Origin of the sequence: Natrinema saccharevitans, from assembly GCF_001953745.1 — an archaeon.
GTDB lineage: Archaea > Halobacteriota > Halobacteria > Halobacteriales > Natrialbaceae > Natrinema > Natrinema saccharevitans.
This window is the reverse complement of sequence record NZ_LWLN01000001.1, coordinates 3,308,056-3,323,409: the sequence shown is the minus strand read 5'-3', so window position 1 is coordinate 3,323,409 and position 15,354 is coordinate 3,308,056. Positions and strand designations below refer to the sequence as shown.

At 65.9% G+C, this 15,354-nt stretch carries 15 protein-coding genes and 1 pseudogene; 8 read left to right on the top strand and 8 right to left on the bottom strand.

Annotated features, from left to right (window positions below):
- Positions 1-43 precede the first annotated feature (43 nt).
- Positions 44-634, bottom strand: coding sequence for an AsnC family transcriptional regulator (locus A6E15_RS16885; RefSeq protein ID WP_076147938.1), 591 nt, complete (start codon positions 632-634; stop codon positions 44-46).
- 126 nt (positions 635-760) lie between these two features.
- Here A6E15_RS16885 and A6E15_RS16880 point away from each other — a divergent pair, with 126 nt between their 5' ends.
- Positions 761-958, top strand: coding sequence for a CopZ family metallochaperone (locus tag A6E15_RS16880; RefSeq protein WP_076147937.1), 198 nt, complete (start codon positions 761-763; stop codon positions 956-958).
- Between the two features lie 115 nt (positions 959-1,073).
- Here the strand turns inward: A6E15_RS16880 and A6E15_RS16875 are convergent, their stop codons facing one another.
- Positions 1,074-2,471, bottom strand: a complete 1,398-nt coding sequence (locus A6E15_RS16875; protein WP_076147935.1) for a permease — start codon at positions 2,469-2,471, stop codon at positions 1,074-1,076.
- A 406-nt stretch (positions 2,472-2,877) separates the two neighbouring features.
- Between A6E15_RS16875 and A6E15_RS16870 the strand changes: the two genes are divergently transcribed.
- Together A6E15_RS16870 and hisG are read left to right on the top strand one after the other, a co-directional pair.
- Positions 2,878-3,246, top strand: coding sequence for an SHOCT domain-containing protein (locus A6E15_RS16870; RefSeq protein ID WP_076147934.1), 369 nt, complete (start codon positions 2,878-2,880; stop codon positions 3,244-3,246).
- 81 nt (positions 3,247-3,327) lie between these two features.
- Positions 3,328-4,185, top strand: coding sequence for an ATP phosphoribosyltransferase (gene hisG / locus A6E15_RS16865; protein WP_076147932.1), 858 nt, complete (start codon positions 3,328-3,330; stop codon positions 4,183-4,185).
- A 32-nt stretch (positions 4,186-4,217) separates the two neighbouring features.
- On the opposite strand, the gene A6E15_RS16860 is transcribed toward hisG, so the two are convergent.
- Entirely contained in the window at positions 4,218-4,637 is a 420-nt protein-coding gene (locus tag A6E15_RS16860) for a DUF7344 domain-containing protein (RefSeq protein WP_076147930.1), read from the bottom strand.
- Between the two features lie 360 nt (positions 4,638-4,997).
- Positions 4,998-5,558: a TATA-box-binding protein gene (locus A6E15_RS16855; protein ID WP_004267580.1), complete on the bottom strand. Its 561-nt coding sequence runs from the start codon at positions 5,556-5,558 to the stop codon at positions 4,998-5,000.
- Positions 5,559-5,728: 170 nt separating this feature from the next.
- Here A6E15_RS16855 and A6E15_RS16850 point away from each other — a divergent pair, with 170 nt between their 5' ends.
- Positions 5,729-6,853 carry an RNA methyltransferase gene (locus A6E15_RS16850; protein ID WP_076147929.1) on the top strand — a complete coding sequence of 375 codons (1,125 nt, stop codon included), beginning with the start codon at positions 5,729-5,731 and terminating at the stop codon, positions 6,851-6,853.
- 317 nt (positions 6,854-7,170) lie between these two features.
- Here A6E15_RS16850 and A6E15_RS21920 read toward each other — a convergent pair.
- Positions 7,171-7,431: pseudogene (locus A6E15_RS21920) on the bottom strand (hypothetical protein); the annotation flags it as partial.
- 123 nt (positions 7,432-7,554) lie between these two features.
- Here A6E15_RS21920 and A6E15_RS20500 point away from each other — a divergent pair.
- Both A6E15_RS20500 and A6E15_RS16835 read left to right on the top strand, forming a co-directional pair.
- Entirely contained in the window at positions 7,555-7,734 is a 180-nt protein-coding gene (locus A6E15_RS20500) for a hypothetical protein (RefSeq protein ID WP_139326619.1), read from the top strand.
- A 333-nt stretch (positions 7,735-8,067) separates the two neighbouring features.
- On the top strand, positions 8,068-8,424 hold the full coding sequence (locus A6E15_RS16835; RefSeq protein WP_076147924.1) for a hypothetical protein: 357 nt from the start codon (positions 8,068-8,070) through the stop codon (positions 8,422-8,424).
- A 57-nt stretch (positions 8,425-8,481) separates the two neighbouring features.
- Here A6E15_RS16835 and A6E15_RS16830 read toward each other — a convergent pair whose 3' ends face one another.
- The 3 genes from A6E15_RS16830 to A6E15_RS16820 all read right to left on the bottom strand — a co-directional run bounded on the left by A6E15_RS16830 (position 8,482) and on the right by A6E15_RS16820 (position 11,969).
- The gene (locus tag A6E15_RS16830) at positions 8,482-9,501 is read right to left on the bottom strand and encodes a hypothetical protein (protein ID WP_076147923.1); all 1,020 of its coding nucleotides are present in this window, start codon (positions 9,499-9,501) and stop codon (positions 8,482-8,484) included.
- Positions 9,502-9,781: 280 nt separating this feature from the next.
- Positions 9,782-10,786 carry an AAA family ATPase gene (locus A6E15_RS16825; RefSeq protein WP_076147921.1) on the bottom strand — a complete coding sequence of 335 codons (1,005 nt, stop codon included), beginning with the start codon at positions 10,784-10,786 and terminating at the stop codon, positions 9,782-9,784.
- Positions 10,787-10,850: 64 nt separating this feature from the next.
- On the bottom strand, positions 10,851-11,969 hold the full coding sequence (locus A6E15_RS16820; RefSeq protein ID WP_076147920.1) for a DUF7282 domain-containing protein: 1,119 nt from the start codon (positions 11,967-11,969) through the stop codon (positions 10,851-10,853).
- Between the two features lie 277 nt (positions 11,970-12,246).
- Between A6E15_RS16820 and rnz the strand changes: the two genes are divergently transcribed.
- The gene (gene rnz / locus A6E15_RS16815; RefSeq protein ID WP_076147918.1) at positions 12,247-13,185 is read left to right on the top strand and encodes a ribonuclease Z; all 939 of its coding nucleotides are present in this window, start codon (positions 12,247-12,249) and stop codon (positions 13,183-13,185) included.
- A 190-nt stretch (positions 13,186-13,375) separates the two neighbouring features.
- Positions 13,376-15,352 (top strand): DUF460 domain-containing protein, encoded by a 1,977-nt coding sequence (locus A6E15_RS16810; RefSeq protein ID WP_076147916.1) that lies wholly within the window; start codon positions 13,376-13,378, stop codon positions 15,350-15,352.
- The last annotated feature ends 2 nt before the right edge of the window (positions 15,353-15,354 follow it).

Genomic DNA, 15,354 nt, shown 5'->3' with positions numbered 1-15,354 from the left:
CGGAATCCAAAGTTCAGCGCGGGGCGTAGCTTCGGATCGAAAGTCAGGCTTCCGCTTCGAATCGGTCGTAGCGTTCCTCGAACCGCCCCTGACAGGACGAACAGCAGAAGTGATACACGTCGCCGTCGATCCGGCTCGATTCCCCCTCGCTGTCGACGGTGTTGCCACACTCCGCGCAGGTCAGGGCGAACTCCGTCCCCTCGAGCGAGGGCGTCCACTCGGCGTCGTCGACGAGCGTCACGTCGTACGCGAGGCCGTCCGCGTCGGGCAACAGCCCCTCGAGCCACTCGCGGACCCGTCGGACCTGCGCGCGGGCGTAGAACCAGACTCCGCCGTCGGCAGTGACGAACACGTGTTCGACGGCGTCGGCCTCGGCGGCCGCCGTCCGGCAGTCCTCGACCGCACCCGGCGGAGCCGTGACTCGCACGAACACCGGCACCCCGGCCCGGAGCTGTGACTGGTCCACGTCGATCGTAAAGCGGTTGATGATCCCGGCCGCCTCGAGGCGGTCGACGCGGTCGGAAACCGCAGGCCCGGAGAGGCCGACTTCGTCGGCGATCTCGCTGAACGGCCGGCGAGCGTTCTCGCCCAGCAGCCGCAGGATTTCCATGTCGGTCTCGTCGAGGTCGCGCATACCGTCGGATCGGCCCGCCAGACAAAGAAAGTGGCGACGATATCTTTGAGATCCAAAGCCGTGGTCGTCCACTCGCTAGCATCGAAAGCAGTAACGCACAAAGAAGGGCCGTCCCTACACTTTCGTATGAGTCAGACCATCACCGTCGAAGGGATGTCGTGTGAACACTGCGAACAGACCGTCGAGGACGCCCTCGAGGGCGTCGACGGCGTCGAGTCGGTCGACGTCGACCGAGAGAGCGAGCAGGCCACCGTCGAGGGGGATGCGGACCCGCAGGCACTCGTCAGCGCGGTCAGCGAGGCCGGCTACGACGCGTCGGCCTAAACTCGAACGCGAGTCGCGGGCGGCCGGACTGCGACGGCCGCTCGCAACCGCCCGTCGTCCGGTACCGACGCCGGAGGCCGACAAGGGACCTGTTTTTCAGCGGCTGACGGCGGTATTAGTGGTGATCGTGCGACGATCCGTCGTCCGAAACCCGCGGCGGGTGCGCCGCGAAGTCGGCCGGTGCGTCCTCGAACGCCCGCTTGCAGGTGGTCGAACAGAAGTAGTAGGTCTCGCCGTCGTGTGTCGCGCTCGGGCCGTCGTCGTCGGTTCGCATCCCACAGACCGGGTCGCGGTACTGCCCGGGGGCACCGAGCCCGCGACGGTACACGAACAGGAGGAACCCGGAGACGGCGAAGGCGACGAAGTTGAGATAGAAGGTGTAGTTCAACTCGAAGTACCGCTGCTCGGTCGCCGTCTCGCCGCCGGCCAGGTTCGGGACGATACCGAGCGCGTCGAACAGCAACTCCATGAGAAAGCCGGTAAACGCCATCGTCACGAAGAAGACGCCGAGGATGTACAGCATGACGGACCAGCCGTAGTACTTCCGGTAGACGTTCAACACCGGCACCGTGATGAGGTCGGCGTAGACGAACGCGATGACGCCGGCGAAGCTGACCCCACCGCCCCAGAGGGCGACCGCGAACGGGACGTTGCCCATGCTCCCGACGAAACTGATGACGGCGATCGCGACGCCCATGACCGCGTTCTCGGCGGTCACGAGCAGGCCGTCGCCCTCGAGGAACAGCGCGTTCCAGACCGACTGGGGGACAAACACGATGACAAAGCCAGAGACGAGAAAACCCGCGACGACATCTTTCCAGATCATCGACCACTCCTTCCGGTACTGGTTCGCGATCTTGTACCAGCCGCCCCACGATCGGAGTTCGTCGTTCCACGCGCCGCTGCTTGCCGTCTGCTGCCGATAGGTCTCGAGACAGCCCTCGGAACAGAACCGGAGCGTCTCGCCGCCGTCGGTCACGATCGCGTGTTCGTCCGATCCCTCCATGCCGCAGGTCGGGTCCGTCATCCCGCCGGCCGCACGGTCTTGGCGCTCGAGTTCCGCGCGGACCTCGTCGAACAGCGTCTCCGGGAGGGTCTGGTGAACGATGACGGCCATGACCGCGATGAGGACGAGGCCGCCGAGCAGTTCCGCGACGAGGAACTCCCATCCCAGCAGGAGCAGGATCATCAGTCCGAGTTCGACGATGAGATTCGTCGAAGCGAACATGAACGCGAGGAAATTGACCACGTGCGCGCCCTTCGCGAACAGTCCCTTTCCGATGGCGACGGCACCGAAACTACAGCCGCTGCTGGCCGCCCCGAACGCCGTCGCCGTCGCGAGACTCGAGACGTTGCTCTCCCCGAGAACGCGGGCCATCCGCTCTTTCGAGACGTAGACCTGCACGAGACTGGTGATCGTCAGTCCCATGATGATCGCCCACGCCGCCGTCCAGAGGAATCCGACGCCGATCCGGAGCGACTCGAGGGTTCCCCCGACGAGTGACGGGTCCATGTGTAGGACGTCGGGAGAATCGGCTATTGCGATTTCCCTTGGAAACCCGATGGCGTCCACCGGCCGGAACGACGGGGTCGAAAGCGGTCGCCGAACTACGCCGTTGTGGTACAGTACCGACCGTTCATCACCACTCAACATCCCGTTTCGGGGGCGCTGAGCAGTGATTTCCGGACTGCCGGCACCGTCCCACCGTGGCTGTCCCGCTTCGAATTCCCGGTCGGGCGGTAAACACCACAGTGTGACAGCGACGAATCGCGGTTCGATCGCGTCAGTGGCCGGCGGTAGAACTGTGAAAGTCGAAGTGAGTCGCCACCGACACATTGGATTCCAAGGGAGAACCGCATTGAGTGACGAACCCGTATCCGCAACTGGAGACGGACCGCTCCGTCACCGGTGAGATTGCATGGCAACCGACACATCCGACACGCGACTCGCCACGATCGTCCTCGTCGCCATCGCCGTCCTCGTGGTGCTACCGACGGCGTTCATGGGGTTCGGAATGATGAGAGCCGGCCCGATGATGGGCGGCACGTGGGGCCACGGCATGTGGAACGGCGGAACGGCACCCGGCTGGCTGCCGCTCGTCGCCGTCCTGATGCAGCTCCTGTTCGTCGCCGCCGTCGTCGGCGGCGGCTACCTCCTCTACCGGGCGATCGCCGGCGGAGACGACACCGACCGGGCGCTCGAAGAACTGCGGCTGGCGTACGCTCGGGGCGACCTGAGCGACGAGGAGTACGAACAGCGCCGAGACGCGCTCGAGCGGGACGAGTGAGCGAACGGACTGGCCGGCGAGCCCTCGAGCCGACCGCTCGGATGAAAAGACAGTTCCCCGCCGCCGTCCAAGGACGTGTATATGCGAATCGCCGTTCCCAACAAGGGCCGCCTGCACGAGCCGACGATCGACCTCCTAGAGCGGGCGGGGCTGCACCTCGAGAACGGAGCGGACCGAAAGCTCTACGCGGATACCGTCGACCCCGACGTGACGGTGCTTTTCGCCCGCGCTGCTGATATTCCGGAGTACGTCTCCGACGGCGCGGCCGACCTGGGCATCACGGGCTTCGATCAGGTGCAGGAAGCGCACGTGGACAACGTCTCGGAGCTATTGGACCTCGAGTTCGGGCGCTGCCGGCTCGTGCTGGCGGCCCCCGAGGACGGCGAGATCGATGCCGTCGCGGATCTGGCGGGCAAGACCGTCGCGACCGAGTTCCCAAACATCACCGCGGACTTCTTCGCCGACGCCGGCGTCGATCCCGACGTCGTCGAGGTCACGGGCGCAACGGAACTCACCCCCCACGTCGAGATGGCCGACGCCATCGTCGACATCACGAGTACCGGGACCACGCTGAAGATGAACCGGCTGGCGGTCGTCGATGAGGTCCTGTCCAGTTCGGTCCGACTGTTCGGCCGCGAGGACGTCCTCGAGGAGCCGAAAGTCGACGAGGTCCGGACCGCACTCGCCTCCGTCAAGCAGGCCGAAGGCAAGCGCTACCTGATGATGAACGTGCCACAGGATCGACTCGAGGCGGTCCGTGACGTCATTCCGGGACTCGGCGGCCCGACGATCATGGACATCGCAGACGACGCGGACGGCGAGAAGGTGGCCGTCCACGCGGTCGTCGACGAGAGCGACGTCTTCGAGACGATCACGGCGGTCAAGGAGGCCGGCGCGAGCGATATTCTGGTGACCGAAATCGAGCGCCTCGTCGAGTAGCCGCGGGCGAGGGCCGACCCGCGAAATACGGACTACTCGAGTCGCGCGGGGATCGGTCGCTCGAGCGAGTCGATCTCGAGGGCGGATTCGAACGCCCCGCAGTTGGCAGCGGGCCCGACGAGACTGCGGGCGCGGTCCCACGTGACGACCTCAAGGTCTTCTAACAGCGGCAGGTGGGTCCGACACAGCGAGGTGTGGATCCGCTGGCGCAGGCGGTGGATCGTCGTCCCGACGGTCGGATCGTGTTCGGCGTCGGCGAGTCGGCCGACCAGCGTCCGCAACGGGACGGGGCCGTCGGCGGCGAGGACACAGCGGATGACCTCGCGCCGCCGGTCGCTGTCAACGGCCTGATGGATCGTCTCCCGCGAGGGGGGACGGCGACCGATTCCGCCGTCGTTGCCGAGCCGAACCTCGTCCGAAACGACCGTCGGTCGATCTGGGTGGATCGTCATGGGCACGTGAGAGTCAGGGGCGGAGACCCGCATAAACGCGAGCGGTCGTTTCGACGAATCCGACTCGATTCAGGCGAGTCGGCCGCGCTGGGCGGGAATTGAACGGTCGATAATTCGATGAAAGCGACGGCCGAACGATCGACTCCCGAGGTGAGCGAGACCGACCGAACGGAACGGGCGACACCGAAAGCGGGTAAGAGGATATTACCGGCGCGGCGGAGAACGACATCGCAGCTACCATCGAGGCACTGAGAGGAACGATCGGCAACGCCGTCGGACACGCCGGTCGACATCGACGCGTCCGCGACTGATCTGGTGGTAGCGTCGGCCGCGGGTCACGCGGCGCGAAAACGGACGCCGTTACTCGAGCAGCCCGAGGTCCTCGAGCCGGGAGACGATCTTGTCGACGGCGTGTTCGGCGTCCTCGGGCTTTTTACCGCCGGTGATGACGAGCTTGCCCGAGCCGAACAGCAGCGCGACGACTTCGGGGTCGTCGAGTCGGTAGACGAGTCCGGGGAACTGCTCGGGTTCGTACTCGATGTTCTCCAGCCCCAGCCCGATCGCGATCGCGTTCAGGTTGAGGTTCCGACCCAGGTCGGCGCTGGTGACGATGTTCTGGACGACGATCTCGGGGTCCTCGTTGACCTGTATCTGGAGTTCACGGAGCTTGTCGAAGACGATTCGGAGACTCTCGTGGACGTCGTCGGTGCTTTTCGCGCCGGTACAGACGATCTTCCCCGACCGGAAGATCAGCGCGGCGGACTTGGGATTCTGGGTACGGTAGACGAGACCGGGGAACTGCTCGGGGTCGTAGTCGGCCCCCTCGAGGTCCATCGCGACGCTCTGGAGGTCGAGTTCCTGTCCGATGCCGGTCGACGCCACCACGTTTTCGATGTTGATGGTGTCCTTCGGGTCCGTCATTAGTCGCTTAAAAGGACGTATTTAAGGTTTATAAAGGTTGGTACCGCCACCTGATATATCCGGTATATACCCGCCGGGCCGAAACGTCCGAGACATCGATTCCGGGCACCTTGGGGTTTCAGGCCGTGGTATTCGGTAACAGGATCCGGTTCGCGGAAAGCGGTAGGCTCATGGCCGCGCCGCCGCGACCATCGGGCGTGTATCTGCTCGAGTTGGGCGGCGAAGACGACGCCTTCGCGGCCCGCGAGGCCGCAAGCGCCGCGGTCGGCGTCGACCGGATCGCGCCCGGGCTGGCCGTCGCCGATGCGGTCGTGCCCGAGCGGGTCCGCGGACTCGCCTACACCCACCGCGCCAGCGAACTGGTCGGCCGGGGCGCGGCCGATCTCGCGAGCGCGCGTGCGGTCCTCGAGACCGCCGCGATCGACCGCGAGGGATCGGTCGCGGTCCGGGCGACCGACGTTCACGGCTCGACGGGCGTGAGTACCGAACGCGCCGAGCGCGAACTGGGAGCGGTGTTAGTCGACCGGGGGTTCTCGGTCGACCTCGAGGACCCCGATCACTGCCTGCGGGCCGTCTTCGCCGAGGGTGCGCTCGAGGGCGGCGGTGAGGTCCTCGAGTCGGCCGGCGACGAGACGGGGGCCGATCCCGACACCGGCAGCGAACGGGTCTCGGTCTGTGCGCTGGGCTGGCTCGCGGCCGAGAGCGTCCGCGACTTCGGCATGCGCAAGCCGACGGACAAACCCTTCTTCCAGCCCGGCAGCATGGATCCCCTGCTCGCGCGGGCCGTCGCGAACGTCGCCGGCGCTCGGCCGGGGGCGACGATCCTCGATCCGATGTGTGGCACCGGCGGCGGCCTCGTCGAGGCCGGCCTCGTCGGCGCGGACGTGATCGGCACCGACGCGCAGGCGAAGATGGTCCGGGGCGCGCGCGAGAACCTGACCCACTTCCTCGAGCCCGAGCGCCCGTCGCGGACGGGCGTCGCCCGCGGAGACTGGCACGTCGCCCGCAGCGACGGCACGCGGCTCCCGCTGGCCGACGACGCGGTCGACGGCGTCGTCTTCGACGCGCCCTACGGCCGCCAGTCGAAGATCGACACCCACCGGCTCGAGGACCTCGTCGCGGGCGCGCTCGCGGAGGCCCACCGGGTCGCGCCGCGAGCGGTCGTGATCGCCGATCGCTCGTGGGCCGGCGAGGCGCGGGCCGCGGGCTGGGAGATCGAGTCAACGTTTGAGCGTCGCGTGCATCGATCGCTGACGCGGTACGTACTGGTCCTCGAGCGAGGAGAATCTCCGTAACGTCTGTCGATCGTTTGTACTAACGGATACAGAGCGACTGAGTAGTCGCTGGTATCGTGGCAACACGGAGTAGCCACGCCCTCCCCAACCGATTTCTGCTCACGGGCGCCACGCGCCCGTTCGCATGGTTCGCGGGACCTCCGGTCCCGCGCTAACACTCGTTCACTTCGTTCACTCGCTCATCCCTCGCGCAACGTTACGTCGCGGTTCGTCGACGACGAACCGCGCCCCGGCGCGCGCCACCGCAGGGATTCCGTTCAGTCCTCGATCTCGTGGACGCGGTCCCGAAGCCGTTCCCCTTTCTCGGTCTCGACCGAGAAGTCGAGTTCGTTCACGCGGGCGGTGACGCAGGTCTCGCCGGCAAAGCGCATCGCCGACATCGCGCTCACCTCGTCGAGCCGCTTCAGCAGGTTGCCGCCGCGGAGCGTGTCGTTGTTGTTCGCGTTACCTTCGAACGTAACGGTTACCCGAATTCGCCCGGCACTCGGGCGAATTCGTTCACCGACTTACGTTCGAAGGTAGTGATTGGGCTGGACGCGAAAGCGATTCCGGATATGGGTCTCGAGGAGCGTTGGCATACGGAGCCGTTCGCACGACGATCTGAAGAAAACGACCCCCACGTGTGAGATGGGAGACGGTTTTCGTACCGAACTCGGAGGAAATCCCATGAGTCGAGAGACCCCAGCCCGCGAGCCGCCGCGGTGCTTTCCCTGCTGACGGCCGCCGACGGGCAGCGGCTGGACCGCGAGTTGGCGATCACCTTCGCCGCGGCGATCCCCTTCGCGCTCGCGTTGGTTCTCTCGCGGTGCGTCTCCCTCTCGAGTCGCGCGTTCGGCGTCCTCGTCTCGGCTGCGGGGTCGGCATCGTCGGCATCGGGCTGACCGCCCACGGAACCGAGCGATCGCTCGATGCGATTAGCACCGGCGGAATCTGCCTCGTGATCGGCTGCCTGTACGTCTGGAAACCGAACGCGATGGAACGACTCGAGAACGGGACCGACTGATCGGGAATGGGTACACAGTCTGCCCGGACCGTCATCAGTCAGGCCTCTCGGCCCAGTTCGGCCAGCAGTCCCGAGACGTGGAGCCGGTCGCTGGTCCCAACCTACATCTCGAACTCGATGCCGTGACGACCAGCGCCGTCGGTTCGGCATCGGGAACCGCCGTCCCGAGTCGGGACGAAACAGTTATCAAGTATCCTCCGGGAGTTGAATTATGGAACGGGACGGCGTTAGAGAACGTCTGCTCGACGACGGTCTCAAGTGGATCCTCGTCGCCGTACTCCTCGTCGCCCTTCTGGCGTGGCTGATCGGTCTCGTAACGGGAGTAGACAATACCGAATACGACGGGTACTTTGCCGCTGGGTTCCTCCTCGTCCTGGTCTACGTACTCATGGACAGTTCCGAGAACAGTCGACTCGTCGGCGCGCTGCTGGCCGTAGCGGGATGGATCGCGTTTTGGTTAGGTGCGGTGGGTCACCTCCGTTCCGGGACCATCTACCTCGGTCTCTTTTCGATCGGCTACGGCGTGGCAATACTTGTGAAGCCCGACCTCCTCAATCGGAATCATTGAGTTCTCGCGCGGGCAGTTGTGAGTCGGTCGAGACGGCCCGGGAAGGCTCGCGTCCGCTCAGGGGATGGAGGGGCGCGACGGAGGAGACGGCAACTCGTCCCACACCCACGCAAGCGCATCCGCCGCGTCGGGGATATCGGGATCTTCGTTCGTGAGCAGGCATGCGAAACAGGCGGCGCACTCTACCTTGTCCGACACTTTGCCACACCACGCATAGTAACACGTCACGAACAGTATCGCACCGACACCAGATGCGCCGGTTCCCATGAGAGGTCTACACAGGGAGCAACCGTCTAGGATGCTGATAATGACGTTCGCACAGTCACCACAGGAATCACATTCGCGCCCCAGGAACTCGAGGCTTTCCGAGACCACCTTGTCGACGAGCCAACTCTCGATGACATCGAGAACGATATCCTTGGGATTGGGGAACGAAATCGCAGCCGTCTGGACGAGCGGTTCAACTGTCAGAATGTCAGCCGCGTCGTCCTCAACGGTGAGTACGTCCGACATCGACTCAGACCGCGGGTCGAAGTCAGGGCCGACGGAAATGACGTACTCGCGCGTATCGAGTTCGTCCGGTTCTTCGGACGCAACCTGCACGGTAGCCCGGAATCCGTTGGCCGCCGTCGTGGCGTGTACTCTCGCGCTGTCGATGTCGCCGTCGACGTCGATCACCGACAGTACGTGTTCAGTTTCGGCATCGGTGGCGTTGCGACTGAAAACGAGATCTGATCCGCTGGCACCCAGCGACGCGTTCGCTTCCGCCGCCATCGAGTACCCTGCAGGGATCCTCGCAGTGTCGAGATCGAACGTGAATACCGCACCAATTCGCTCCTCGTATTCGAATGCGTGCAAGATACCGTACGGGCGGATCTCGATCTTCCACGTGACGAGTTCACCTTCGGTGAGGCGTCCGCCGTCTTCGATTCGTCGTTTTTCGGCGCGTCCCGGTCCGGGAAGGCGCTGAACGCCGAGTTCAGTGAGAATCTTCCGCACTCCGGGCGCCTCCTCGATCTGGTCGAGATCGTCCCGAGTCGTCTTCTCGGCGCTTACAGACCCGAAAAGGGTGCTCAACGCCGATCCCGCACCGACACTGCTCGCAGCAGTTCTCCGCAAGATCTCTCGTCGGTTCAATTTATAAGTATCGTCTTTTTCATCTGCTATCTATAAGATAGTATTTTTATATTTCAGATAAAAATCCTAACATCTAATAAGATATTTCTAGTATATTTATCTAAAAATGTAATACCGGAATGTCGTACTGGTGATCAGACCGTCCGGCCGGTACTCGCCCGTCGTATCCGATCAGTTGACGCAAAAACAGTATTGATCGGTCGATTTGTCCGCTGTGACGCTACCCGTCCCGGCCGAGTTCCGCAAGCAGCCCCGAGACGTGAAGCCGATCGCTGGTCCCCTCGTGCATCTCGAAGTCGACGTCGGCCGCCAGCCGGTGGATCTCGGCGAGTTGCTCGCCCTGATACCGCTTGCGAGCGACCGCCAGGATCGCCTCGAGGACCTCGTTGCCGTCCAACCCCTCGTCGACGAGCAGGTCGTCTAACGTCGAGCGGGCGTCGGTGAAGTCGCCGGCCTCGGCGTCGTCGAGCATGGACTCGATCTCGTCCTCGAGGCCGACCTCGCCGATGGTCTCGTAGGCCGCGCTCATCGTGAGTTCGCCCGCGTCCTCGACGGTCGCCTGCGCTGCGAGAATGGCCTGCCGGAGGTCGCCGTCGGCGTAGCCCGCGACGAACTCGAGGCCGTCGTCGTCGTAGTCGACGCCCTCGCGCTCGACGATGCGCTCGAGGACGGTGACGATCTCTTCGCTGGTCGGCGAGGGGAAGGAAACGGGGAAACACCGCGAGCGGATCGGCGGGATGAGTTTGGTGGGCTGGCGCGTCCCGACGATGAACTGGGTCGTCCGGTGGTGTTGTTCCATGATCCGGCGCAGGGCCTGCTGGAAGTCCTCGCGGACGTCCTCGGCGTTGTCGAGCAAGATCGTCGTGTAGCCGCCCGAGACGGGCGCGTAGCTCGCGGACTCCTTGAGGACGTGATTGATCATGTCCCGTTTCGACATCGACGAGCGGCCGACGAGGAAGTGTTCGAACCGGGGGTCGTTCGTGATCTCGGTCTTGGTCCGGCCGAAGAAGTCGGCGACGTTGATCTCGACGAAGTCGTTGTCCGGATCGGCGTGGGCCTCGCGGGCCAGTGCGCGCGCCGCGGCGGTCTTCCCGCTCCCGGGCGGGCCCTGCAGGAGGAGGTTGATCGGCTCCTCGACGGCCCGCTCTAAGTACTCGCGGGCGTCGTCCTGTGGCAACTCGGCCAGCTCCGGGGCGTGGGTTTCGGTCCACAGCGGCGCGTCCATCGCCAGCCGATAGGGGACAGGCGGGTAAGAATCGGTCGGTTAGTCGGCGGCCGAGCGGGGTCGGCTACCCGCCGTCGGACTCGTTTCCGCCGCCGTCGTCCGCGCCGTCTCTCGCGTCCGCGATCGCGAACGTCGTTTCGACCGGCTCGCCCTCGAACTCGATCGGCGACGCCGCGTCGGCATCGTCCGGCGAGCCCGCGTAGAGGGCAGCCGTCAGTTCGTCGTCCTCGCCGATCGACGCGTTCCCGTCGAGTTCGACCGTCACGTTCTCGTGTTCGCCGGGCTCGAGTTCGTCACTGGTCCCGAGAACCGTCCCGTCGCCCTCGACGGCGACGAATCCGGTTTCGGGAGTCGCCGTCGAGACCGTCACGCGCTCGTCGCTCGCGTTCTCGACCGCGACGCTCGGGTCCGTGTGGAACTCGAGATCGATGTCCGCGACCGCGCCGTCTGCGTCGGTGTAGACGCCGATCGTCCGCTCGCCCGGCGGCGCGCCGCTCGTGTCGGTCTCGAAGGTGACGGTTCGGGACTCGCCGCCCTCGAGTTCCAGAACCTGGCGTTCGAACACGGTGCCATCGATACGGACTTCGACCGGCTGTTGGGTCTGGAACTCGGTCGGGTTGCGGACCGTCGCGTTCACCCGGATCGTCTCGTTGGTCGTCGCGGTCGCGGGCGCGTCGATCGACCCGACGGCGAACGAATCGCCCAGCGCGTCCGCCTCGCTCGTGGTCACCGTCGCGGTGTCGCTGACCGGGAACCCGGCCTCGAGGTAGGGCCGGTCCTCCTCGCCGTCGGTGTCGTCGTAGGCGTACCCGTCCTGCTCCGAGGTGTCCCGGTGGACCGTCGCCGTCAGCTGGCCGACGAGTTCGCGGGTCCCGTCGTCCGCGCGCTCGACGGTAACGTTCTCGTGGGTGCCGGCCTCGAGCCGATCCGAGACCGCGAGCGGCTCGTCGCCGCCGTCGGTGACGACGACGTAGCCGCCCTCCGAGAGCGAGACCTCGCGGATCGTGACCGCGGTGCCGTTGCCCTGTTGATCCTCGAACGTGATCGACGCCTCGGGATCCTCCTCGACGCCGAAGATGGCGGGGGCCTGCCCGACCACGATCCCGGCGGCGAGGACGATCGCGATCGCCAGCAGGATCGCGCCGATCCGCTTTACCGTGCCGAACGTCAGTTGCGGGCTCATCTGGGGGTCGTCGTCTCCCCCTTGGGGTCGACGGTGGTAAAACGCGTCGTCCGTTCGCAGGACGGCAAACCGGTTCGAATCGGTTTCTCCGAATAGTCACCGCTTACCACAGTTCGCGAGGCCTGTCGGCGACGGGTCCGTCCGAGCGTCGACTCGAGGCTCGACCGGCACGCCCCGGTCACGATGTTTGTCACTGCCTACCACGAACCAGTGTGACAGAGCGACACCCTCGAGCGATCCGAAGGCGGTTTAGTCGCGGCCCGCGGATCCTTTGGCGATGCCACTGCGCGTGACGTTTCTGGGGACGGCCGGGGCGATCCCGACGACCGACCGGAATCCGAGCAGCGTCTTCGTCGCCCGCGAGGGCGAGGAGTTGCTGTTCGACGCCGGCGAGGGGACACAGCGCCAGATGATGCGGTTCAGTACGGGGTTTTCCGTCTCGCAGCTGTTCGTCACGCATTGCCACGGGGATCACGTCCTCGGAATCCCGGGCCTGCTGCAGACGATGGCGTTCAACGACCGCGAGGAACCGCTGGCGATCCACACCCCCCACGGCACGCGCCAGCGGATCACGGAACTGGTCACCGCCCTCGGAAACCGCCCCTCGTTTCCCGTGCGGATCAACGAGGTCGGGGCCGGCGACGTCGCCTACCGCGCCGACGAGTACGAAATCCGGGCGTTCGAGACCGACCACGACACCCGTTCGGTCGGCTACGCCCTCGTCGAGGACGACCGCAAGGGCCGATTCGACCGCGAGCGCGCCGAGGAACTCGGCGTCCCCGTCGGCCCTGCGTTCTCGAAACTCCACGAGGGCGAGTCGGTCGAACTCGAGGACGGGACCGTCGTCGACCCCGAACAGGTCGTCGGCGATCCCCGTCCCGGCCGATCGATCGTCTACACCGGCGACACCCGTCCGACCGAGGCGACGATCACGGCCGCCGAGGATCCCGACCTGCTGATCCACGACGGCACCTTCGCCGACGACATGGCCGATCGGGCGGCCGAGACCGCCCACGCCACCGCGAGACAGGCCGCCGAGATGGCGAACCGAGCGGGTGCGGACCGGCTCGCACTGATGCATCTCTCCTCGCGCTATGCCGGCTCTACCGCCGATCACGAGTCGCAGGCCCGCGAGGTCTTCACCGGCGATCCCGACGCCGTGTTCGTTCCCGACGACGGGGATCGCCTCGAGATTCCGTATCCCGACAGCGAGTAGAGACGGTTTCCTGTCCGTCGTCGCTGGCGGGACCGCGACCGCCCTGCGGCCCCAACGGGGCAGCAAACCGTATGAGAGACGACTCGCGGCCGATCGAAACCGCTCGTCTGTCGGCGACGAGAGCGCACGTTCGATCGACATACTGCGAACCCGCGTCGGATTTATAGCCGCCTCGTCCCTACGCCCTCCTGTGAGTACCCGAACGAGTGCGCTCGATGCAGTCGTCTTCGGTGTCGACATCCAGAGCGGTGACGTACGCGGCGACGCGCCATCGTACGCACTGGCCGTCTACGACGGCGACGACGTCACCCGGGATGTCGTCACCCACCGGAAACTCCGGCGACTGATCGACGACGAGGAGCCGGCGATCGTCGCGACCGACAACATGTACGAGCTGGCCGCCGACAAAGACCAGCTCATCCACTTTCTGGGATCGCTGCCAGCCGACACCATGCTCGTTCAGGTGACGGGTGCCGAGCAGCCCGAACCCCTCTCGCGGGTCGCGAAACGCCACGGTATCCCCTACGGGAAGGATCCGATGCAGGAAGCCGAGGCCGCGGCCCGGCTGGCCGCCCACAACGTCGGCCACGAGGTCTCGGCCTTCACCGACACGACCGAAGTCAAGGTCGCTCGCGGCCGCTCGACAGGCAGCGGCGGCTGGAGCGAGGACCGCTACACCCGTCGCATCCACGGCTCGGTCAGAAAGCGGGCCCGCGAGGTCGAGGCCGAACTCGAGGACGCGAACCTCGCCTACGAGCGCGAGGTCCGGGAGGCCTACGGGGGCTTCGCCAACGCCGTCTTCACCGTCGAAGCGCGGCCACAGGACATCCCCGTCTCGCGCAACCGGTCGGGCGACGTCCGCGTCGAGATCGAACGGGAACGACGGGACGGCATCGAATTCCGCCCGCTCGCGAAGCGGCGCGATCACGTCGTCGTCGGCATCGACCCCGGGACGACGACCGCCGTCGCCATCGTCTCCCTCGAGGGGGAGGTGTTGGACGTCTGGAGTTCCCGGACCAGCGACACCGCCGACGTGATCGAGTGGATCGTCGAGCGCGGCCGGCCGGTCATCGTCGCCGCGGACGTGACGCCGATGCCCGAGACCGTCGAGAAGTTCCGCCGGAGCTTCGACGCCGCCGGCTGGACGCCGGACAGCGACCTCCCGGTCGACGAGAAACAGCACCGCACGCGCGAGCAGCCCTACGACGACGACCACCAGCGCGACGCGATGGCCGCCGCGCTCTATGCCATCGACGACCACGCGGATCAGTTCGAGCGGATCGCGAACAAGCTGCCGCCGGGGATCGACCGCGGGAAGGTCACCGCCCGCGTCGTCGCCGGCGAGGAGAGCGTCGAGGCCGTCCTGACCGACCTGACCGACGACGACGACGGCGAGGACGACGAGACCACCGAACACGAGCCCCGCGAACTCACCGAGGAGGAACGGCGGATCAAGGACTTGGAGCGACAGGTCGAACGCCTCCAGTCACACGTCGAGACCCTCGAGGGCCGCCTCGAGGACCGCGACGACCGCATCGACGAACTCGAATCCGAACTCTCGCTGGCCCGACGCGAGGAACGCACGCAGGTGCGCAAGGACCGCGAGGTCAGCCGGCTCGAGCGAAAGGCCACCCGTCTGGAACGCGAGCGCGACGAGGCCCGTGAAGAAGTCGAGACGCTCGAGAAGAAAGTCGAGCGCATGAAGGCGCTCTGGAAGCTCGATCACTCGAACTTCAGCGACGTCTCGGCGGAGAAGGAGGGGCTGGTCCCTGTCAAGATCGTCGAGAAGTTCACCAAGGGCGCGATCCGCGAGGCCGACGAGCAGTACGGGATCGTCAGCGGCGACGTGGTGTACATCCGGGACGCGAGCGGCGCGGGTCGCTCGACGGCCCAGCTCGTGGCGGAGTTCGACCCCCGCGTGATCCTCAAGGACGGCGGGCTCTCGGAGATCGCCGACGAGATCCTCTTCGAGGCCGAGATTCCCGTCGGTCCCGCCGACGACGTGGCGATGCAGGAGGTCGACGAGCTCGCAGTCGCCCGCGAGGACGACGTCGAGGCCGTCGTCGACGACTGGCACGACCGGGCCCGCGAGCGACGGAAACAGCGCAAGGCCTCGATGGTCGACCAGCTCATCAGCGAACACCGGGCCGGCGACAACGAGGTCTGATC